The sequence below is a fragment of the Taibaiella soli genome (assembly GCF_003236175.1).
In the GTDB taxonomy this organism is placed as follows: Bacteria; Bacteroidota; Bacteroidia; order Chitinophagales; family Chitinophagaceae; genus QKTW01.
The window spans coordinates 68,883-90,375 of record NZ_QKTW01000014.1; the positions used below are offsets into that span (position 1 = coordinate 68,883).

Sequence of the window (21,493 nt, forward strand, 5' to 3'; positions counted from 1 at the left end):
ACATTCCTTATAGCATTGTCGCATTTTTTAATTATCGTATTAAATCACATTCCCTCACATTAAAACACATTCTTCACATTAATTAATAAGCCCACTTAATATAAGTAGCGCCCCATGTAAAGCCACCGCCAAAAGCTGCGAGGATAATATTATCGCCTTTTTTCAGTTGACTTTCCCATTCCCACAAACAGAGCGGTAAAGTACCGTTGGTTGTGTTACCATAGCGTTGAATGTTGACCATTACTTTTTCCTGCGGCAAGCCCATGCGCTCGCGGGTTGCGTCGATGATGCGTTTATTGGCCTGGTGTGGAACCAGCCACGATACATCTTCAGAGCTAAGGTTGTTGCGTTCCATGATTTCTGCAGAAACGTCAGCCATGTTTTTCACAGCAAATTTGAAAACAACCTGACCTTCCTGGTACACATAGTGTTCCTTGTTCATGACTGTTTCAATTGATGCGGGTTTTACTGAACCGCCTGCTTTTTGATGCAGATGCGCACGGCCAGCTCCGTCACTTCTGAGAATAGAATCACGGATACCTGTTTCATCAGTTGTTGGTTCCAGCAAAACGGCGCCTGCACCGTCGCCAAAGATGATACACGTAGCACGGTCTTCATAATCGATGATGGAGCTCATTTTGTCAGCACCCACCACAATAATCTTTTTATGACGGCCAGTTTCGATAAATTGGGAAGCAGTAGTCAGTGCAAATAAGAAACCGCTACATGCAGCGTTGATATCGTAGCCAAAAGCATTTTTCAAACCTGCTTTATCAGCAATTACGTTGGCAGTTGCCGGGAATTGCATATCAGGCGTAGTTGTAGCACAGATAATCAGATCAATATCCAGAGGGCTGATACCTCGTTTCTGAAGCAATACTTTTACCGCTTCAACGGCCATATCAGAAGTTCCTCTTTCGCCTTTCAACAAACGGCGTTCCGAAATTCCGGTGCGCGCTTGTATCCACTCGTCATTGGTATCTACCATCGTTTCCAGCTCCGCATTTGTAAGAACGTACTCAGGGACATATCCACCCACTGCTGTGATGGCAGCATGAATTTTCTGCATCTATTGATTTTTAAAAAGGCAAAATTAGTTATGTCAGCACACATTTCACAATAGATATGTTATAATCTATTGTGAAATGTTTATAGGCACTGATTATGTATTCATACCGCCGCAGGCACTGATTACCTGACCGGTTACATAGCTGCTTAATTCAGAGGCAAGAAAGAGCGCAACGTTGGCAATTTCTTCCGGTTTGCCGAAGCGTTGCATAGGAATTTTCTCAAACCATTTGTCACCGCCACCATCTTTCAGGTAATGTGTCATATCGGTTTCGATAAAGCCTGGGGCGATGGCATTTACGCGAATATTGCGGCTGCCGATTTCCTGGGCGATAGATTTTGTAAAACCGATGATACCTGCTTTGGAAGCTGCATAGCTGCTTTGGCCGGGATTACCTTTCATGCCCACAATAGAGCTGAGGTTGATGATGCTGCCGCTGCGCGCTTTCATCATAGGTTTGATTACCTGACGAGTGAGGTTGTAGACAGATTTCAGATTGGCCTGCATTACTTCATCCCATTGCTCCGGAGTAAGGCGGAGCAGGAGATTATCGCGGGAAATACCAGCATTGTTTACACAGATATCGATAACGCCAAAATCCTTTGCCACATCGCTTGCGAGTTGTTCTGCTGCAGCATAATCGCCGGCATCAGATTTATAACCTTTTGCTTTTACACCAAAAGCAGACAGCTTTTCTTCGAGCGCCTTTGCACGTTCTTCAGAAGAGAGATAGGTAAACGCAATATTTGCACCTTGTTCCGCAAATTTGATGGCGATTGCTTCACCAATACCACGGCTTGCTCCGGTAATGAGCGCAACCTTATTTTCCAGCAATTTCATTTCCAGTTGGATATTTGGCCGCTAAAATAATGATTGCTGTAAGAATAACATATTTCCGGCCTGTAAAACCGCAAAAAAGTGGGATTTACAAGCCGGATTTTGACTTTGATATAGCTTATTTGTCACTAGTTACCGGCCCAGGGTGCGGGTAACGCAGTTTGTTTGGATGTGCGGAGAAATCAAAGGTCATCATATCGGGGTTGTAACCGGACTGCTTATTTACATTTTCAATCATCGCGCTGTATTTTGAATTATGCTCCTCGTTGAGTTTTTTACCGTTTACAAACACTGATCCCAAAGAATACTTGATTTCAATTTTTTTGCTGGTGTCTACAAGTTGATCATCGAGCATATTCAATACGAGCAAGTCTCCGAGATGCCTCGCGCTATCTCGGTCTGGTAGGACTTTATTGGGCGGTGTGTTGAACCAGGCTGCCGACGAACTTTTTGCAGGTTGGTCGGCAGCGATGTAAGCTGTTGTCTTGAAAATTTCCGCTATACGAACGCCGTCACTGCGTATGCTGACAGTTGAATTTTCAGTCATACCACCGTTTTTGAGGCAGGTTATGAATTTCTCGTTGTATACCCGCTGCTGTTTTTTAGATAATTTTTCTTTTTTAAAACTGCATCGTTTGTCTTTGTAGGTGAATTCATAGGGTTCATTTAATTCGAGAATTCCGTCCAGCACTGCGTCTACGGTTACGAAACCGTAAGTTCCGGTTTTAAACATCAGATCGCTTGCTTTTTGCAGGCTATCTCTGAGCGATGGTCGCAATTGTTGCGCCGATACGGTTTGTGTGCCGATAAGAGCCGATAGCACGAGTATCAGAAAGGGTTTTGGCATGGTGCGTTTTTTTGAATTGGGTGAATGTGGACTAAAATTTAAGCATATTATTTGGCATGTGTTCCCATAAGCTCTCTGTTCTCTTTCATCGTTGGGCCCCATAGGCGGGAATTGGTGTCGAATATTTGCATCGTACTTACACTGTCGGAACGCCAGCTGGCTTTAATGTTTGCCGGCTCATATTGCTCAATCAGGAAGGCCCGGAACTTTGCAGCATATTCTTGCTGCATTTTTTCGGAAAGTTTTGCGTCACTAAACCTGACTATGCTGTCCTCATAGGAAAATTCAAATGGCGTACCTGGTTTCAGAATACCATCTTTAAAAGCATCAACAATGATGAAGTAAGCTGATCCCTTGTCATACATTCCATCACTTGCTTTTTGCAGGCTGTCCTTATAAGAGGGGCGCCATTGTTGGGCTGACGTGATTTGTGTGAAAAGAATAGATACTGAAAGGGTTAGGAAGAGTTTTTTCATTAGTATATACATTTTTGAATTAGATGTGATTAAGTTAGAATTTATGCATCGAAAAAATACAACACGTTATGTTAAAACCGCATTCAAATGCATAGGAACAAATATTTGATTGGGGGTCTTTATATTGGCATTAACATTTATATTTCGTTTTTATTCTTTAACTTTTGCTTCTAAAAAATAAAAAAACCGATGAAAAAAATCTTCAGCCTGTTATTGGCAACTACAATGCTGTTTGGCGCAAGTATACTGCACGCACAAACGCAACCTGCAAAAACTACACAGACTACCACTACAACAACACATACGAAGAAAGATGGTACTCCTGACAAGCGCTATAAGGAGAACAAGACAGGAACTACAACATCTACCACTACGACAACACATACAAAAAAGGACGGCACTCCGGATCAGCGTTATAAAGAAAACAAAACAACCACTACTGATCACAAGAGTACCACAACGACTACTACAACTCAGAAAAAATAAAGAAAGGCTGCGATATTGCAGCCTTTCTCGTTAGTTAGTTTTTATACAATAAACAGATCGCTTGCGATCCGGTCTGCGAACAGCTTTCCAGCTTTTGTTAGCAGCAGTTTATTTTCCTCCAGAACCTGCCAGCCTTTTTCAATAAAGACACGACTGTTTTCCACGATATGTTTTAAGGCGTCGCTGCCGAATTCCGTTTCAATTTTTTGCAGGTCAGTGCCCCACATGGTTCGCTGAGAGGTCATGATGTATTCGTTGAGCTGCTCTTGTTGTGTCAGTATTTCTTCTTCGAAAGGAATTTTATTTTCGGTAAGAATCGATTTTAGATAAAGTGCATTGTTGGCGATGTTCCACCGGCGGTTGCGGCCGTTAAATGAATGGGCTGAAGGGCCGATGCCGAGATAGGGTAACCCACGCCAGTAATTGGTGTTATGCACGGCATAATGGCCAGGCAAAGCCAAGTTTGAGATTTCGTAATGATCAAATCCCATTTCCTCCGCTTTTTCCATCAGTATCTCAAATTGCCCGGCAGCCTGTTCCGGATCTACGGCAACCGTTTTTTTCTTTTGAATATTTCTCGCCAGTGCGGTGCCTTCTTCTACAGTCAGGGCATAAGACGAAAAATGCGGAATCTGCAGCGATTTTACCTGCGCCAGATTGTACAGCCAGTCTTCATCTGTAAGTCCGGGTGTTCCGTAAATCAAGTCGATAGTTATATTGGTAAACCCGGCGTCTTGTGCTGCTTTGATGGCGTAATCCGCTTGTTGTGCATTGTGTGCCCGGTTCATGTATTTCAGATCATTTTCCCGGAACGATTGTACGCCGATGCTAAAGCGGTTGACTGGCGTATTGCACAGCGAATGCACATATTGGCTGTTCAGGTCATCTGGATTTGTTTCCAGCGTAAATTCTTTGATTTGCTGCACCGGATAATGCTCATAGATAAATTCGGCGATTCGGTTGATCTCATCAGCGCTCAATAAAGAAGGTGTTCCGCCGCCAAAATAAATTGTTTCAATCCGTGCGTGCTCCGGCAGGTAATGGCGTTGCATTTCCAATTCCTCCAAAATGCCGCGCAGCATATCGTCTTTCATTTTCAGTGATGTAGAAAAATGAAAATTGCAATAAGTACAAGCCTGTTTGCAAAAAGGAATATGAATATAAATGCCAGCCATGTCGGTCGTTGTGTTAAATAATGTTCACTACATTTGAAACAACTGCATGCAATTACAAACAATAAGAATCTTGTTTTTCCTGCTTTTGCTGCATCTGTCAGGGATGTATGCGAATGCACAAAGCTACGTCGTCTTATTGCATTCTGTAGACAGTAACAATACGGCACTAAAAAAGGCGATAGAAGTACCGGAAAAATTCTATTCGCAGTTGGACGCTTATAATTTCTTTCAGCAGCTCGTGCCACAGCTCCAGGAAAAAGGATACCTCGCAGCTTCCGTCGATAGTTTTTCAGTTTCGCAGGCACAGTATGATATTTTTCTTTACCTGGGCAATTATTATAAATGGAGCAAGATTTCCTTTGATTCCATTCCGCGGGCATTGCTGGTTTCTGCCGCTATCAACACACAGCAGTGGGAGGGTCGGGCATTAAATCCGAAACAGATTTCGCGGATGAGTGAAAAACTGCTGCAATATTGTGAGGATAATGGTTACCCGTTTGCGAAGGTTTGGCTGGATGATGTACATATTGACAGTGTAGGTGGGGTAGAAGGTCGTTTTATGATTAATCGCGGACAGGTAAGGAAAATCGATTCAATAGAAGTGGTTGGCGACATAAAAGTTTCCCAAAATTACCTGATGCGCTACCTCGATATTCATAAAGGAGATTTGTATTCGGAAAAGAAACTACACAGTATTTCCCCGCGCTTGAAAGAGCTTCCGTTTTTGCAGGAAGCGCAGCCCTGGTCTGTTTCTTTTAAGCTGTTGGATACACGTCTGAAATTGCATCTTGCGGAGCGAAAAGCTAATCAGCTTAATGCCATTGTGGGTTTGTTGCCAAACAGCACGGAAACCAATAAATTCCTGCTCACAGTCGATGCGCTTTTTGCATTCCAGAATATTTTAGGATCGGGCGAATCGATGAGCGTGACATACCAGAATTTGCAGTATAAATCACCATCGTTAAAAGTGGATTTTGCCTGGCCTTATTTGTTCAATACACCGATTGGGGCAGACGGTCATTTTGAGTACTACCGGAAGGATACTACTTATCGCAGGACGTTGCTGCAGTTAGGCGCCCGTTATCAGCTCACAGCTACAGACTATGTGCGTGTTTTTTATCAGAACCAAAGCAACCGATTGATTACGGTAGATACCAATTATGTGTTGAGCACGCATCAATTGCCCGATAATGCCGATGTTTCGGCGAATGGTGGGGGCCTTGAGCTGGTGCTGAATCGTACAGATTACCGTATCAGTCCGAGGAAAGGCTGGCAGGTACGGCTGAGCGGAAGTACTTTATTGAGGAAAGTGAAAGAAAATGATGAAATTCTTGCCCTTTCTGACGGTACTGGTTTTAATTATTCCGGTTTATACGATTCGCTAAAAAACGATGCATACCAATATCACCTGCAGGCCGATTTAGCTTATTACCAGCCTTTAGGGAAAAAAGCCACATTAAAAACAGCATATGACGGCGCCTGGATCAGCGGCGATCATCTTTTCCGGAATGAGTTATATCAGATCGGTGGGTTTAAATTGCTGCGTGGATTTGATGAGCTGAGTATTTATGCGTCTATGTATCATGTGGTTACGGTAGAAATACGATTATTGCTCAGCCAGAATTCCTACGTATATGCTTTCAGCGACAACGGATATGTACAATCGCATTTTAATGGTACGTATACGGACAATATTTACAATGGTTTTGGCGTTGGTACTACACTGGAAACAAAATCGGGGCTTTTTACAATCAGTTACGCACTTGGCAGAAGCGATATAAACCCCGTTCAGTTTAAACAGTCAAAGATTCATTTCGGGTACGTGGCATACTTTTAGAAAGAATTTTTGTAAATTCAATTAAACGGGGTGGCTATGGGATACAAAACTGCTATATTTCTGACTTTACTTACTGCTGCGGGCCAGCAATCGGTGAAAGCGCAACGTTTGCAAGAAGTTTCCTTTTATCTCGGCAGTCAAGGTGTTTCCACAATTGCCAAAGATTACTACCACAATCTTTTCGTTGCAGGAGACGATCACAAATCCATTTCTATCGTAGACAGTATGTGGACGAGCAACTGCAACACACGTCCATTCTATTTGCTGCTTATCTCTAATATGCTGGTTAATGCCGATGGTGCGCTCGGTGATACGCTCGGCGTTTATTGCAAGCGCTTTATCGAAACCCGTCCGGACGATATTATTGATTTTCTGTATTGCGGCAATCCGGCAGTGAATCGTGATTTTATTCAGCATTGGGCATACCAGATTGCCGGTGAAATCATGGCAGACCGGGGCGAAAATCCGGTGGCTTCCCGTGAAAAACTCTTAAGCGTTGCATTAGAAAAATGCAAACCGGAAAATCGCTCTAAACTAGAATTCTTCTTTAGCCGGGTCGCTAAATTTTGTGTTTAATTAGTAGTTGCCTCTTATTTGATACATCAGATTAAACATTACATTTGCGCGGCTTCCGCTATGAAATTGTATCGTCAACGAATTGCATTCATCGTTTTATTTTTTTGTCTCAGTTGCTTCGCTTTCGCGTCCAGCGCAAAAGTGAATCCGGCGGCATACGGCATTACGCAATTGGCAGATTCGGCAACTATGGCAAGACTGGTTCTGTTTAAAACAGACAGTCTGATACAAAGCCATCCTATGCTGGCGCAGAAAAATATCATTCATGCATTGCAAAGACCGCATGGGTCTGTGGATAAAACGACCGATTTCTATCTTATACTTTTCCTGTTTTTTATGCTCGGGCTGATACGCATGAGCAATCCGAGATATTTTCAGGCTTTGATCCGGGCGTTCAGTTCGCCGGGTATGAGTAATCGGCAGGTGAAAGAGCAAATCGAGCATGCAGAATTGCCTAATTTCCTGATGAATATTTTTTTCGGGATTGTAACTGGAGGCTATCTGTATTATGTGATTAATATTTTTGTACCGCTGAAACATAGCAATCTGCCTCAGTCAATACTTTTGGGACTTCTTATTGCAGGTGTTTTGCTTATTTATCTGGTCAAATATCTTGTTATTCGCTTCAGTGGCTGGGTGTTTAGAGTTGAGGGTGTTACGAATGAATATATATTCAATGTATTTCTTATCAATAAAATAATATCCATTGCGCTGCTTCCGTTCATTGTGATTTTAGCCTTTGGTAATCCCGGTTGGCTCAGTACACTGGTGATTTTCACGTTTATACTTATCGGATTGCTTTGGATTAACCGCTACATGCGGTCTTGGCAGATATTTGGTTCTTTTTTTCAATATTCGAAATTCCATTTTTTTACGTACCTTTGCGCCTCAGAATTATTGCCGTTGGCAGTGTTACTGAAGTTGATGGTGCGAGGCTTACTCTACTATTGATATTAGAAAAGACGTTACACCATTAGCAGAGCATTGTTAACCCTTAACTACTCTTTTTCGATCCCGTATGGCCAAAACTGTTCGAACACAAAGTAAAGGCACTGAGAAGAAGGAACTCAAAGTGAATTCCATTCTGATTACCCAGCCAAAGCCGGATACGGATAAATCTCCGTATTTCGAACTCGCTAAAAAGTACAATCTCAAACTTGAATTCCATCCGTTTATTCGCGTAGAAGGGCTTTCTGGTAAAGACTTCCGCAAACAGCGTATTGATATCAATGAATTTACTGCCATCATTTTCAACAGCCGCAATGCAGTAGATCATTTCTTTCGTATTTGTGAGGAATTGAAAGTGAAGGTGTCGCAGGAAATGAAGTATTTCTGTATCACGGAAGCTGTGGCGCTTTATCTGCAAAAATTTATCCTTTACCGCAAGCGTAAGGTGTTTTTCTCTGCGGACGGGTCTACGGAAGGTTTGCTGGAAGTTATCGGAAAGCATAAGAACAATGAAAAGTTCATTTTGCCGAAATCAGATAACGGGAAAATGGATGTAAACCAGTTCCTGACAAAAAATAAAATCGAATTCGCAGAAGCTACGCTTTATCGCACGGTTTCCAACGATATCGCTCCGGTGATGAAAGATGCGTATGATATGATCGTATTTTTCAGCCCATTCAGTGTTCAGACTTTGTTTGAGTATGATGCGGCGTACAAGCAAAATGGCACCATCATTGGCGCATTTGGCCCAAGCACGTCAAAAGCGGTAGAAGAAGCTGGCCTTCGCCTGGATGTAAAAGCACCGGCGCCAAACGCACCTTCTATGGTTTCTGCCTTGGAGCAATATCTTACAGAAAAGAAATAAGCGCCCTCGACCCCGAAGGGGAATTACAGTGCGAAACATAATTGAAAGGAATGATCGAAAGGTCATTCCTTTTTTTGTTTTTGTTTGGCAAAGTCTCCAGACTTGGTCGCAGTGGTCGCCGGTCTCTTGAGCGCTGCATGTTTCCCAAAAATGGTCAGATGGCTCTAAGCCGTCCAATCATTTTGACTTCACGTTTGACTTTTGACGTTTCGCAATTCACCACTGACCATTCACCATTGACCAATCAGCGATATCTTTATCCCATGTCCAACCGATTAAAGAACGAACAAAGTCCATATTTGCTGCAGCACGCCCACAATCCTGTTGATTGGTATCCATGGGGTGATGAGGCGTTTGAGCGCGCAAAGGCCGAGAATAAGCCTGTAATCGTCAGCATTGGCTATGCGGCGTGCCATTGGTGTCATGTAATGGAGCGGGAGAGTTTTGAGGATAAAACAGTTGCCGCGTATATGAATGAGCACTTTATTTGTATCAAAGTAGATCGCGAAGAACATCCTGATGTAGACCACCTGTATATGGATGCGGTGCAGGCGATCAGCGGCAGTGGCGGCTGGCCTTTAAATGCGTTTGTGACGCCTGAAAGGATACCGTTTTATGGAGGTACTTATTTCCCGCCAGGCCCGGCATATAATCGTCCCTCATGGTCGCAGGTACTGCAGCGGATGAATGAAATCTGGCATCAGCAGCCGGGAGAAATAAAAACACAGACAACGCAGATGGTTCAGTTTCTGAAACAGACGGCTCAGACGAGCATGTCTTCAGATAAAACAGCAGACTGGAATATGGACAGTTGTAGAAAGATGGTTGAAAACCTGCTGCAGATGGCCGATACAGAACAAGGTGGTTTTGGTCGCGCGCCGAAATTTCCGGGTACAATGGCAATCAGTTTTTTACTGGAACATTATCATTTCACCAAACACGAACCATCATTAAAACAGGCATTACTCAGCCTTGATAAAATGCTTGAGGGCGGGATTTATGACCAGCTGGGCGGTGGTTTTGCACGTTATGCAACCGATAACGAATGGCTGATTCCGCATTTCGAGAAAATGCTGTACGATAATGCGTTGCTGATTGTCAGCCTGGCAGACGCGTATGCTTTAACCAAAGAAAATCGTTACAAAAAAATAATAGAGGAGACCGTTGCTTTTGCTGATCGTGAACTCTGGAACGGAGTAGGTGGTTATTTCAGTGCGTTAGACGCAGACAGTGAAGGTGTGGAAGGGAAATATTACACATGGACATGGACAGAATGGGTGGATGCATTAGGTGGAAATGACGAAGTGGTAGCCGCTTATTTTGGTGTCAGCGAAGAAGGGAACTGGGAAGAAACAAATATTCTGAGTGTTGTTTCAACAGACGAAACATTGGCTGCGCGGTTTCTATTGCCGCTGGAAGAAATTCAAAACCGTATTGCGTCAGCAAAGACTAAACTTTTTGAATTTCGGAAGTCTAAGATCCGTCCTGCAACGGATGATAAAACATTGCTTTCGTGGAATGCGCTGATGAATCTTGCGCTGACGAAAGCCGGGCAGGTATTGGAAAACGACGTTTACAAACAGAAGGCTACCGCACACATGCAGTGGTTGTTGCAGACGTTTGTAACACCGTCAGGAGATTTGCTGCATACCTGGAAGGACGGGATTGCCCGTATCAGCGCTAATCTGGATGATTACGCTTATTTGATCCAGGCCCTGTTGCAGTTGGCTTCGGTGACCGGGGAACTCCGGTGGATACCAGAAGCAAAAAACTGGTGTGACTATGTTTTAACGCATTTCCAGCACGAGTCTGGCAACTTTTTTTATTTCACTTCCGATCTGCAAAAAGACATCCCAATTCGCAAACTTGATTTATACGACGGCGCTACACCTTCGGGTAATGCCGTAATGGCGCACAACCTGCTGTGGTTGGGCCTTTGTACAGAAAATCACAGTTGGCTGGAACAATCACATTTTATGATGCGTCAAACAGTATCGACAGCGATGCGGTATCCCTATTCTTTTGGGAACTGGTGTATTCTGGCACAGCGATATACTAAAGACCCCAAAACTGTCGTTTGTATAGGAGTGAAGGCTGGAATTCATGCTGCTGTATTGAGAGAATATTTTACTCCGAATTGCTACCTGATAGAAACAGTTGAAGAAAATTTTGAAATACCGGTGCTGAGAGACAAGTATTTTCAGGGAGAAAACTATATATTTGTTTGCACACGACAAGCGTGTCTGGCTCCCTATAAAGAGCCGGAAGCTGTTTTGCCCCTGATAAGAGGGTAGGCAGGCTGGAAGTTTGATAGTTGGTCCATGCAATTCATTTTGAAATTCTTAACAAATTTTTTTGTGAGACTTGCATTTTTGGAAAAATCTTCAAATATTGTGTGCCAGTTTCATTGTAAGCAATACAAGTGAAACAGAAAAAATTACTTTATTTGCCAATCGCAAAAACAACAATAACAGTAGTATGAAACAACTTTCCCTGAAGATCTCGGCTGTAGCATTACTGGCACTGGCTGCAAGCTGTGGAAAATCGGGTTCTGGAGGTCAACTGGTTGGTGAGCCAACTATGATGAACTACAAGGCGCCTGTACCACTCGGAATGGTGTACGTTCCCTCTGGTGTTTTGAAGATAGGAGCAAGCGACGAGGATGTACGTGGTAAAAACGACGCATTGGTTCGCACTGTCCAGATGACCGGATTTTACATGGATGCTACGGAAATCTCCAACTCCGAATATCGTCAGTTCACTAACTGGGTACGTGACTCTATCGCGCACACAACGTTGGGAGACTTTATCGATAACCCGGACGGAACGCAGCGTGTTGATATGCGCAAACGTATCAACTACCGTGATCAGGATGTTCAGGATCAGTTGTCAAACTTGTACATTGCTGCTGAGCAGTCTGGCTGGGGCAAGAAAGAATTCGACAATTCAAAACTCGTGTTTCACTACGAAACGTTCGACTATGATGCGTCTATAAAAAATCCTGGACAACCGCGTCAAAGCTTTATCCGCAAATACGATCAGGCAATTTATCCGGATACAACAGTTTGGGTAAAACAATTCAGTTATTCATATAACGAACCGATCGCAATGCAATACAACTGGTTCCCGGCATTCAACAACTATCCGGTTGTGGGTGTGAATTACAACCAGGCAAATGCTTTCTGTCACTGGCGTACAAACCTGTGGCGTTCTAACCGCGAAGGTCAGAAACTGTATTTTGAAGGTGAATTCCGTTTGCCGAATGAAATGCAATGGGAATGGGCAGCACGTGGTGGTCGTAACCAGGCTCCTTACCCATGGGGTGGTCCTTACCTCGTAAACAAGAAAGGTTGTTACCTTGCAAACTTCAAGCCATTGCGCGGCAACTACGCAGCTGATGGTGGTCTTTATACAGTTCCGGTTCAGAGCTATTGGGCAAACGACTACGGTTTGTATAACATGGCCGGTAACGTAGCTGAATGGACAAGTTCACAATACTACGGTAGTTCATATGATGCCGTTGCAGACGTAAACCCTAACATCCAGGTAAAACTCCGCGAAAGCGACCCTCAATGGATGAAACGTATGGTGGTTCGTGGTGGTAGCTGGCGTGATGTTTCCTTCTACCTTCAGAATGGAACACGTGACTGGGAATATTCAGATACTGCTAAATCTTATATCGGTTTCCGTTGTATCTATCAGGAAATCGCACAATCCCTCACCAACAGACGTTAAGTTTAAATTAGTTCATTTTTTCAAGCCAAAAGAAAAACAAAAACATGAATTCATTAGCACTGTTTTTTGAAACCAAACAGGGTAAATATCTTAAAAATCTGATCATTGGTCTTGGGGCCTCTGTGGTATTGTTAGGTGCGCTGTTTAAAATCCAGCACTGGAAAGGTGCAGGTGTGATGCTCACAGTAGGTATGTGTACAGAAGCATTCATTTTCGCAATCCTCGGTTTGCTCCCACCACATAAAGATTACTACTGGGAACGCTACTATCCTAATCTGGACGAAAATCCACACGTAGAAGCTTACCGTAAAGGTGTTAAATTCCAACCTCCTACTGCTGCACTGGGTGCTGCTGGTGGTAATGGTGCAGGTGCTTCTGCTACTGCATCTCTGGATAAAATGCTCGAAGAAGCAAACGTTACTCCGGCTAATCTGAAACGCCTTAACGAAAACTTCCAGAAATTCGGAATGACTGTAGATCAAATGAAAGACATCACTGATGTTACTGCTGCTACAGGTACTTACTCTCAGGCTGCACGCGAAACAGCTGAAGCGCTGGGTCAGATGAAAGGTACATTCCTTGGAGCTACGCAAACAATGACTGCGTTTAACAATGCAGCCGACGATACAGCGAAATTCCACCAACAAGTACAGGTTCTTTCTAAAAACCTCGGTTCACTCAATCAGATTTACGAAGTTGAATTGCAGGATGCACATAACCACCTGAAAGCTATGAACAAATTCTATAGCAACCTGGTGAGCGCGTCAGACGCAATGGCTTCTAGTGCAGAAGATGCTAAAGCAGCTAAAGATCAAATTGGTATGTTGGCTAAAAACCTCACCGTACTCAACCAGATCTACGGTAACATGCTGACTGCTATGCAGGGTCGTTAATAATTGTGCCGTGAGAAACGGCGCATTATGAGAAGTAAATCAAAATATTGTAGTAACCATAGTAAATTAATAACAGGATGTCTCTACCTAAAGAGCCGCGGCAGCTAATGATCAACCTGATGTACTTGGTGTTGACCGCTATGCTTGCCTTAAATGTGTCATCCGAAATCCTGCATGCGTTCAAAACCATTAACAACAGCGTTTCTAAATCAAACGAAGCGATCAATGGTAAAAATAACGAGACCATGCTGGCATTTCAGGCGAACGAAGACATGGACGGACAGAAGGAGCGTGTAAAGCCCTTCAACGATAAAGCAAAAGAAATATCGAAAGAAGCCGACAGAGTATATCAATATCTTGAAAACTGGAAGGAACGCGTTGTAGCGGAAGCTGGTGGATATGATGTAGAAAACGGCGAAAAATCGATCAAACGTGAAGATGATATCAATGCTTCTACTCGTTTGTTGGTTGAAAACAAAGGCGGCGATTCTATCAAAGCTCAGTTGGAAGCGCTTCGTAAATACATGCTGGATCGCGTGTCTGACTCTTCGAGAACAATGATGGGCCAACAGCTCGCTATTCAGATTGTGGATCCTAAGCCGAACGACAACAACCCACAGGGTGACTGGTCTACTGGTAACTTCTACAATATGCCTACTCTGGCAGCGGTAACATTGTTCGCTAAAATGCAGAACGATATCCGTAACTCTGAAGCGATTGTAATTCAAAGATTATTTGATGAAGCAAACGCAAAACAAATTAAGTTCGATGCCATCACTGCGATTGCTGTTCCTAAAACAAGCTACGCATTGCAGGGTCAGAAAGTAGAAGCTGAAATCATGGTTGCTGCCTATAACAAATCAGTAAACCCTCAGATCTCTTCTAGCTCTGGTCAGATCAAAATCGAAAACGGTGTAGGTCATTGGACTGGTAGTGCTGCCGGTGTTGGTATGCAAACAGTACGTGGTCAAATCACACTGGATCTGGGTAGCCGCAAAATCACACAACCTTGGGATTTCCAATACATGGTAGGTTCTACAGGTGCGTCTATTCAGCTTGATAAAATGAATGTGTTCTACATCGGTGTTCCGAACCCAATCACAGTTTCTGCGGCTGGTTATTCAATGGAAGATGTAAGCATTTCAATCCCAGGTGCTGAAGTTCATGCAGATCCTGCAAGAGGTAAAGGTGCCTACAATGTAAGCGTTGGTAAACTCGGTGATATTGTAGCTTCTATTATCGCTAAGAAACATGAAGGTGGTACTGCTGAAGTTGGTAAAATGAAAATCCGCGTGAAAATGATTCCTGATCCGGAACCACAAGTAGGTGGTAAATCAGGAGGTATAATGCCAGCAAGTACTTTCCGTGTACAAAGCGGTGTCGCTGCGGTGTTGAAGAACTTTGACTTTGAAGCTTCATTTAAAATATTGAGTTACTCTTTCTCTATGACGAAAAAGCGTGATCCAGATATTAAAGGACCGTTTGTAGCTTCAAACGCATACTTCCACTCAAGCCCTCAGATTCAGGCTTTAGTAGAACAATGTAAACCAGGTGATATCGTTTATATCGATGATATTAAAGCTCAGGGCCCTGATGGACGTGTTCGTACCTTACCGACTATAGCATTTAAACTTAATTAGTATCATAATCAGCAAATTTTTTCAGGATATGAAAATCCTCCATACATACAAGATTGCCGCGAGTGTAGCTTTAGCATGCATGAGCTCTGTATCTTTTGCTCAGTCGCCAAACATTACAGACCAAGCTCAGACGCAGATGAGCGCTGCAGATGCTGTAAATACTGCCTGGAAACCTTCTTTGGTTAAGGATGGTGTTTATGATCAAGCTCCGCATATCTCTAATCCGATTATGTGGCAGCCGATCCGCGAAGCCGACGTAATGTATAAAAAGAGAGTATGGCGTGAGATTGATATCCGTGAAAAACAAAACCAGGCGTTCCGTTACCCAGGTGACGAGAATACAGGTGGCGGTTATTTCATTGAAATTTTGCTGGACGCTGTGAAAAAAGGTAAAATCAAAGCGTACTCAACTTTCGATGATCGTTTTACTACTGCTATGAGTAAGCAGGAGGTAATGGATCAGTTGACTGGTAAAGATGATTCTACATTAGTTACTGACGTTGTTACCGGCGCTCAGACTGTGCAGATCACACACAAAGATTTCAACCCAGATTTGATCATTAAATACCGTATTAAGGAAGATTGGATTTTCGATCGCAACCAAGGCCGTATGGTAGTTCGTATCATTGGTATCGCTCCGATCGTTGCTAAAATCGACCCAACTACAGGTGAACCACGTGGCCAGTCTCCTTTGTTCTGGATCTACTATCCTGAAGCTCGTCAGGCATTGGCTCAGTACGAAGTATTTAACCCGGATAACGACGTTCAACGTCTGACATGGGATGATTTCTTCGAAAATCGTTTCTTCTCCAGCTACATCATCAAAGCAAGCAATGGATTTGATGAGTACATCTCTAACCAATATCCAGGTATGGAGTCGCTGTACGAAGCTCAACGCATCAACGATCAAATCTTCAATAAAGAACATGATATGTGGGTTTATTAATCCCAGATCAAACAATACACAGAAACAGCCGGTCTCAAAACCGGCTGTTTTCTTTTCTACTCTGCGCAAACTGTTCTAAATTGCGCCACTTTTAGTTTTAGTTATGTCCGATAGTGTTTTGCCTCGTTTAGAAATCTGCCTTTCTCCTGCTTTATTGCACCTTTTTGATACCAGGGATACGATTGTAGTAATCATTGATGTATTCCGTGCTACTTCGACGATCGCCGCTGCGCTTCATAATGGTGCTAAAAGTGTCATCCCGGTTGCATCTGTGCCTGAGTGTATTGAGATTGGTAAAAGGACGGAGAACAGCATTACAGCCGGCGAGCGCGATGGTAAAATAGCAGAAGGATTACAACATGGTAATTCTCCTTTGGAATACCCGAGCACATTTGTGGAAGGTAAAACGCTGGTACTGACTACAACCAACGGAACACGTCTGTTGCATATGGTGGAAGACGCGGCTGAAATTATTACGGGCTCCTTCCTGAACCTTTCTGCGGTTTGCGATTTTCTGATTGCGCAGAAGAAAAATGTGTTGCTTGGTTGCGCTGCCTGGAAAGACCGTTTTAATCTTGAAGACACCTTATTTGCAGGAGCGGTAGCTACAAAGGTTGCAGATCATTTTGCTACTAATTGTGATAGCGTTCGCGCTGCGAAATATCTGCACGAATCTGCCGTGGCAAAAGGAAACTATATAGATTTTCTGAGAGATAGTTCACACTACAAACGCCTCTCCGCCTATGGTCTGGAGCACGATATGGAATACTGCACCACACCTGATCAACACCCGGTAGTTCCTATTTTAAAAGGTGATAAACTTGTGATTCATCAATAGTATTTAGTATCAAGTACCAAGTATAAAGCTGTTGTAAATTAGAACCCAGTCATTTTACTAAACACAGCTGGCTACCTGATACTTGCTACTTGATTCCGCCGAAGGCTATTGAAGAAACGGGTTGTGTGTTTTCTCATGACCAACCGTAGTTGCTGGTCCGTGGCCTGGGTGAACTGCCGTATCATCTGGTAAGGTAAACAGCTGCGTTTCGATGCTACTGATCAGCGTTGCGAAATCGCCGCCAGGCAAGTCTGTACGGCCAATGCTGCCATAAAATAAAACATCCCCGCCGATTGCCCACTTACCCGGTGCATAGTAAAAAATAACGCTTCCAGGCGAATGGCCCGGTGCAAAGCGGATCTCTAGTGTTTCATCTCCAATCTTGAACGGTTCATTTTCTTTTAAGAAGAAATCCTGCACTGGCGCCTCCTTCAGCGGCAGACCAAACATAGCAGCAGAAGTGGCGGCATTTTTCAATACAGGCAAGTCTTTCTCATGCAGTCCGAACGGAATATTGTATTTCTCTTTTACCGCCTGAATCCCAAGAATATGATCGATGTGCGCGTGTGTATTGATGATTGCCTGCGGCTCCAGACCGTTCTCACTGATGTACTGAGTAAACCTCTTTGTCTCAGAAGCGTCATACATGCCTGGATCCACAATCCAGCATTGCTTTTTTTCGTTTATGATGAGGTAGGTATTTTCCTGAAACGGATTAAAGTTAAATGAGTGAATACGTAACATAAATAAGCAGATTTTTCAGTAATTTTCAATTGCAAATCTATTAATATTACGCGGTAGGAAAGGGTGGAGCATTTTTACAACAAGGATTAAAAACTGTTCTCATTTTATGAGCATGTTTATCAAACAGAAGGCGGGACTTATTTCGGTATTTATTTTGGCATTAAGCTTGTTTTTCGTGGAAAAACCGCGGGCGCAAGCATACCTGGAGACTTATGGACAAAACCGCGTGCAGTACCGGAAATATAGCTGGAAATATTTCGATACAAAACACTTCAGAATTTATCATTATGATGCCGCCGGGCGTCAACTGGCACGTTATATTGCGGAGCAGGCGGAGAAAGATCTTACAGTAATAGAAAAGCGCCTTGGCGGAGAATTCCCGCATCGTTTTAATATCATTCTATATAACAACTACGACGAATACCGTCAAACGAACGTGGGCCTGAAATACGATTCTCAGTTTGAGAACGTGCCTGCCGGAACGGTCGATTTAGTCGGCGACAGACTGGTTGTTTACTTTACCGGCATTCACACTGATCTGAGGAGACAATTGCGCTCAGGTATGAGCCGTGTGGTCATGGAACGTATGATCTTTGGTGAAAGTTTCCGCCAGATGGTAAAAAATGCCGTGTTGCTGAATCTGCCGCAATGGACTACCGATGGATTTATCGCTTACCTCGTGGATGGTTGGGATGCGAAAACGAACAACGACTGGAAAAATCTGCTGGAAGAATATCCGCACAAAGGGTTTTATGAACTTGGCGAAATGAAGCCGGAACTGGCCGGTAAAGCTTTCTGGAAATTCGTGACAGAACGCTACGGTGAAGGCAGCATGAAAAACCTGTTGTATACAATGGAGCTGAAAAGTAGTCTGAATGAAGGCATTAAAATGGTATTCAACCAAAACGTGCACAAGACTTATGATTCATGTGTGGCTTTCTATAAAAGGGTTTATACAGAAGAAAATACACGTACAGAAACGCCGGATAGCGCCAGCGCTTTGCTGGAAATAGATGTGCCGAAGGAGAATGGTATTGTGCGCTCAGTAACCGTGTCGCCAAAAGGGAATGATGTGGCCTATGTCTCATGGAAGTATGGCGAGTACCAGGTATACATCCAAAAAACAGAAAAAGAGAAAACCCGTTCGCTGATATTGGAAGGTGGTCGTCAGGATTACAATGAAGTAAATCCTGACCCGAATTATCCATTGCTGGCTTGGTCTAATAATGGTTATAAACTGGCGATGGTTTATAAAAAGGGTACGCAGACCCGCATTCGCATTTACAGCTCGCTCAAAGCTAAGATTGAAAACTATGTGATTCCGGGTAATCGTTTTGATCGCGTGCTGGGGCTTTGCTTCATGGAGAATGATGATAAACTTGTTCTTTCCGCGATTAAGAAAAGCCAGACAGACCTTTATGAATTTACCATTAAAGGCAACAAAATAAAAAACATCACCAACGATGCCTGGGATGACCTGCAGCCATGGTTTGTAAGCGGCGGTGCACACAAAGGAATTCTGTTTTTGTCAAACCGTCCGCAGGCCAATATGAATGTACCGATCGGTGTGAATGAACTTCCGGTAGGAACAATGAACGTTTTCTTTTACGACACAAAAACAGAGAGTCCTGTTTTGATGCGCTGCTCCAATATTACTAAAGGAGATATTTCACAACCGATTCAGTATGGCAACGATAATTTTGCCTATCTCTATGATGTCAACGGCGTGCAGAATAAATACGTCGTGATGTTTAAACGTGATGTGCATAATATGGATTCCGCTTATGCAGTTCCCGTTACTAATTACAGCCACAGTTTGTTGAATCATCAATACAATCCGGCAAGTAAACAGGTTGCAGATGTAATGCAGCAAGGCGACAAGGTGAAAATCTATTTCAAGCCACTACAAATACCCGATTCCAATTTTGTGCCGAAACCATTGACGCAGGCGCTCTTGGTTGATACGAAGAGTCCCGACAGTACGAAGAGTGGGTTCCTGAATATCCAGACGCTGACAATGCCAGAAGTAGAATATGACGAAGTGGACGATTCAACAGCGAGTAGTACACATCCTTCGGTAATGAAAAGCGGCAATGCATTTCAATCTGAGTTTTCGGACACATCAGCTCCGAAACAGGCACCAAGACATGTACGTAAAGCCAAAGAAAAATCTTCCATTCCGGGACTTGCAGGTTTGCCTGTTGGTCCGGATAGTACTTATCTGAAGATGAAGGCGGAATCGTACAGGCTCAACTTTAAACCTGATTTCTTTACGATTCGTCTCGACAACAGCATATTGTTCAATAAATATCAGTCGGTACGTTATAATGGCGGATCATACTCCAATCCTGATCTGAGCGGTTTGCTGACAGTAAGTCTGAATGACGCGTTGGAAAACCATCGTTTTACAGGAGGTTTCCGCTTACCGATCAATTTCTCGGGTTTCACCTATTTTATGGAGTATGAAAACTTTACCCGGAGAACCGACTGGGGTATTTTGTACATGCGCACACAAAACAATTACAATTACGCAGTCAATTTCACAGATCCCAATACCGGTAGTCTTGTATACACCGAATACACAACCGGAAAGCTGTCTACGAATCTCGTACAGGGTTATGCTAATTTCCCGCTTGACCGTATTCGTAGTGTCCGTATGACTTTGGGTTTCCGCCAGGATGCGCTTGATTATAAAGCAATCGATACGATCAGCCTGACTTATCTGCCGCGTGACAAGCAATACTGGACAATGAGCCGCGTTGAGTATGTGTTTGATAACAGCACCAGTCCTACTATGAATATCCACCGTGGTTTCCGTTATAAATTCTTTGGTGAATACATGTACCAGATGAATAATAATGGTGGTGGCGTTTACAATATTGGTACCGATTTCCGTTTCTACCAGAAACTTTATCGCAACGCCATTCTCGCAACCCGTCTGGCGGGCGCGCATTCTGGTGGCGAACAAAAAATCTTATATACACTTGGTGGCGTTGATAACTGGATCAATCCGCAGTACAATAATTTTGCGCCAACGAGCAATAGTACGACCTATGCTTTTCAGGCATTGGCAACGAGCATGAGAGGTTATCCTCAGAATGCCCGTAATGGTAATACTTACGCCGTATTTAACGGAGAACTCCGCGTGCCGATCTTCTCCACATTCAGCAATCGTCCGATACAATCAGCCTTTCTGCGGCATATGCAGGTGATTGGTTTCCTGGATGCGGGCTCAGCCTGGAATGGTCTCTTGCCAAATGCAGAGGCGAATACTAATACATATACGCTCGGTCCGGATAATCAGGCCAACAATGTAATACTGAAGCTCAACGTTACTGGTCAATCAGGGCTGGCAATGGGTTATGGTGCTGGTTTGCGCACCATGTTGCTCGGCTATTTTATGCGCCTTGATGCAGCCTGGAATATCGAAGGACGAACTAAGCCAATCTGGTATTTCTCACTCGGAACAGATTTCTAGGCAGATAAAATGATATAATTAGTGCCGGTATTATTACCGGCACTAATTTTTTATGTGTTTAATCCTGAAACGAATAATTGCCCGGATGCTCAGATAACCTGTT

The 21,493-nt window shown here is 43.5% G+C and carries 18 protein-coding genes; 12 read left to right on the forward strand and 6 right to left on the reverse strand.

Features of this window, described 5'->3' with window-relative positions:
- Nucleotides 1–82: 82 nt before the first annotated feature.
- The 4 genes from DN068_RS08920 to DN068_RS08935 form a co-directional block, all read right to left on the reverse strand.
- On the reverse strand, nt 83–1,069 hold the full coding sequence (locus tag DN068_RS08920; protein ID WP_110998560.1) for a beta-ketoacyl-ACP synthase III: 987 nt from the start codon (nt 1,067–1,069) through the stop codon (nt 83–85).
- A gap of 93 nt (nt 1,070–1,162) precedes the next feature.
- Nucleotides 1,163–1,909: a 3-oxoacyl-[acyl-carrier-protein] reductase gene (gene fabG / locus DN068_RS08925; RefSeq protein ID WP_110998561.1), complete on the reverse strand. Its 747-nt coding sequence runs from the start codon at nt 1,907–1,909 to the stop codon at nt 1,163–1,165.
- A gap of 115 nt (nt 1,910–2,024) precedes the next feature.
- Nucleotides 2,025–2,753 carry a hypothetical protein gene (locus tag DN068_RS08930; protein ID WP_110998562.1) on the reverse strand — a complete coding sequence of 243 codons (729 nt, stop codon included), beginning with the start codon at nt 2,751–2,753 and terminating at the stop codon, nt 2,025–2,027.
- Nucleotides 2,754–2,800: 47 nt separating this feature from the next.
- Nucleotides 2,801–3,229, reverse strand: a complete 429-nt coding sequence (locus DN068_RS08935) for a hypothetical protein (protein WP_123985289.1) — start codon at nt 3,227–3,229, stop codon at nt 2,801–2,803.
- A gap of 189 nt (nt 3,230–3,418) precedes the next feature.
- Here DN068_RS08935 and DN068_RS08940 point away from each other — a divergent pair, with 189 nt between their 5' ends.
- Nucleotides 3,419–3,715, forward strand: coding sequence for a hypothetical protein (locus tag DN068_RS08940; RefSeq protein ID WP_110998564.1), 297 nt, complete (start codon nt 3,419–3,421; stop codon nt 3,713–3,715).
- Nucleotides 3,716–3,756: 41 nt separating this feature from the next.
- On the opposite strand, the gene hemW is transcribed toward DN068_RS08940, so the two are convergent.
- A complete protein-coding gene (hemW, locus tag DN068_RS08945) occupies nt 3,757–4,890 on the reverse strand; it encodes a radical SAM family heme chaperone HemW (protein WP_110998565.1) in 1,134 nt (377 codons plus the stop codon).
- 46 nt (nt 4,891–4,936) lie between these two features.
- Between hemW and DN068_RS08950 the strand changes: the two genes are divergently transcribed.
- From DN068_RS08950 to DN068_RS08995, 10 genes are all read left to right on the forward strand, one after another.
- Nucleotides 4,937–6,727 carry a BamA/TamA family outer membrane protein gene (locus DN068_RS08950; RefSeq protein WP_110998566.1) on the forward strand — a complete coding sequence of 597 codons (1,791 nt, stop codon included), beginning with the start codon at nt 4,937–4,939 and terminating at the stop codon, nt 6,725–6,727.
- A 36-nt stretch (nt 6,728–6,763) separates the two neighbouring features.
- Nucleotides 6,764–7,303: a hypothetical protein gene (locus DN068_RS08955; RefSeq protein WP_110998567.1), complete on the forward strand. Its 540-nt coding sequence runs from the start codon at nt 6,764–6,766 to the stop codon at nt 7,301–7,303.
- A gap of 60 nt (nt 7,304–7,363) precedes the next feature.
- Nucleotides 7,364–8,254: a DUF4271 domain-containing protein gene (locus tag DN068_RS08960; protein ID WP_110998568.1), complete on the forward strand. Its 891-nt coding sequence runs from the start codon at nt 7,364–7,366 to the stop codon at nt 8,252–8,254.
- Nucleotides 8,255–8,321: 67 nt separating this feature from the next.
- Nucleotides 8,322–9,116, forward strand: a complete 795-nt coding sequence (locus tag DN068_RS08965) for a uroporphyrinogen-III synthase (RefSeq protein WP_110998569.1) — start codon at nt 8,322–8,324, stop codon at nt 9,114–9,116.
- A gap of 263 nt (nt 9,117–9,379) precedes the next feature.
- Nucleotides 9,380–11,410 carry a thioredoxin domain-containing protein gene (locus DN068_RS08970; RefSeq protein WP_165836334.1) on the forward strand — a complete coding sequence of 677 codons (2,031 nt, stop codon included), beginning with the start codon at nt 9,380–9,382 and terminating at the stop codon, nt 11,408–11,410.
- A gap of 184 nt (nt 11,411–11,594) precedes the next feature.
- Nucleotides 11,595–12,851 (forward strand): T9SS ring complex lipoprotein PorK/GldK, encoded by a 1,257-nt coding sequence (gene porK / locus DN068_RS08975; protein WP_110998617.1) that lies wholly within the window; start codon nt 11,595–11,597, stop codon nt 12,849–12,851.
- A gap of 44 nt (nt 12,852–12,895) precedes the next feature.
- A complete protein-coding gene (porL, locus tag DN068_RS08980) occupies nt 12,896–13,744 on the forward strand; it encodes a type IX secretion system motor protein PorL/GldL (RefSeq protein WP_110998571.1) in 849 nt (282 codons plus the stop codon).
- A gap of 77 nt (nt 13,745–13,821) precedes the next feature.
- Entirely contained in the window at nt 13,822–15,384 is a 1,563-nt protein-coding gene (gene porM, locus DN068_RS08985; RefSeq protein WP_110998572.1) for a type IX secretion system motor protein PorM/GldM, read from the forward strand.
- 28 nt (nt 15,385–15,412) lie between these two features.
- Nucleotides 15,413–16,330: a type IX secretion system ring subunit PorN/GldN gene (gene porN / locus DN068_RS08990; protein ID WP_110998573.1), complete on the forward strand. Its 918-nt coding sequence runs from the start codon at nt 15,413–15,415 to the stop codon at nt 16,328–16,330.
- A 118-nt stretch (nt 16,331–16,448) separates the two neighbouring features.
- Nucleotides 16,449–17,168 (forward strand): 2-phosphosulfolactate phosphatase, encoded by a 720-nt coding sequence (locus DN068_RS08995; protein ID WP_243630181.1) that lies wholly within the window; start codon nt 16,449–16,451, stop codon nt 17,166–17,168.
- 105 nt (nt 17,169–17,273) lie between these two features.
- Here the strand turns inward: DN068_RS08995 and DN068_RS09000 are convergent, their stop codons facing one another.
- On the reverse strand, nt 17,274–17,912 hold the full coding sequence (locus tag DN068_RS09000; protein ID WP_110998575.1) for an MBL fold metallo-hydrolase: 639 nt from the start codon (nt 17,910–17,912) through the stop codon (nt 17,274–17,276).
- A gap of 106 nt (nt 17,913–18,018) precedes the next feature.
- Here DN068_RS09000 and DN068_RS09005 point away from each other — a divergent pair, with 106 nt between their 5' ends.
- A complete protein-coding gene (locus DN068_RS09005) occupies nt 18,019–21,390 on the forward strand; it encodes a BamA/TamA family outer membrane protein (protein ID WP_110998576.1) in 3,372 nt (1,123 codons plus the stop codon).
- The last annotated feature ends 103 nt before the right edge of the window (nt 21,391–21,493 follow it).

Bases quoted from the DNA above. Each gene is read 5' to 3' on its own strand.
- DN068_RS08920 (WP_110998560.1), bottom strand. From the start codon at position 1,069: ATGCAGAAAATTCATGCTGCCATCACAGCAGTGGGTGGATATGTCCCT.
- fabG (WP_110998561.1), bottom strand. From the start codon at position 1,909: ATGAAATTGCTGGAAAATAAGGTTGCGCTCATTACCGGAGCAAGCCGT.
- DN068_RS08930 (WP_110998562.1), bottom strand. From the start codon at position 2,753: ATGCCAAAACCCTTTCTGATACTCGTGCTATCGGCTCTTATCGGCACA.
- DN068_RS08935 (WP_123985289.1), bottom strand. From the start codon at position 3,229: ATGAAAAAACTCTTCCTAACCCTTTCAGTATCTATTCTTTTCACACAA.
- DN068_RS08940 (WP_110998564.1), top strand. From the start codon at position 3,419: ATGAAAAAAATCTTCAGCCTGTTATTGGCAACTACAATGCTGTTTGGC.
- hemW (WP_110998565.1), bottom strand. From the start codon at position 4,890: ATGGCTGGCATTTATATTCATATTCCTTTTTGCAAACAGGCTTGTACT.
- DN068_RS08950 (WP_110998566.1), top strand. From the start codon at position 4,937: ATGCAATTACAAACAATAAGAATCTTGTTTTTCCTGCTTTTGCTGCAT.
- DN068_RS08955 (WP_110998567.1), top strand. From the start codon at position 6,764: ATGGGATACAAAACTGCTATATTTCTGACTTTACTTACTGCTGCGGGC.
- DN068_RS08960 (WP_110998568.1), top strand. From the start codon at position 7,364: ATGAAATTGTATCGTCAACGAATTGCATTCATCGTTTTATTTTTTTGT.
- DN068_RS08965 (WP_110998569.1), top strand. From the start codon at position 8,322: ATGGCCAAAACTGTTCGAACACAAAGTAAAGGCACTGAGAAGAAGGAA.
- DN068_RS08970 (WP_165836334.1), top strand. From the start codon at position 9,380: ATGTCCAACCGATTAAAGAACGAACAAAGTCCATATTTGCTGCAGCAC.
- porK (WP_110998617.1), top strand. From the start codon at position 11,595: ATGAAACAACTTTCCCTGAAGATCTCGGCTGTAGCATTACTGGCACTG.
- porL (WP_110998571.1), top strand. From the start codon at position 12,896: ATGAATTCATTAGCACTGTTTTTTGAAACCAAACAGGGTAAATATCTT.
- porM (WP_110998572.1), top strand. From the start codon at position 13,822: ATGTCTCTACCTAAAGAGCCGCGGCAGCTAATGATCAACCTGATGTAC.
- porN (WP_110998573.1), top strand. From the start codon at position 15,413: ATGAAAATCCTCCATACATACAAGATTGCCGCGAGTGTAGCTTTAGCA.
- DN068_RS09000 (WP_110998575.1), bottom strand. From the start codon at position 17,912: ATGTTACGTATTCACTCATTTAACTTTAATCCGTTTCAGGAAAATACC.
- DN068_RS09005 (WP_110998576.1), top strand. From the start codon at position 18,019: ATGAGCATGTTTATCAAACAGAAGGCGGGACTTATTTCGGTATTTATT.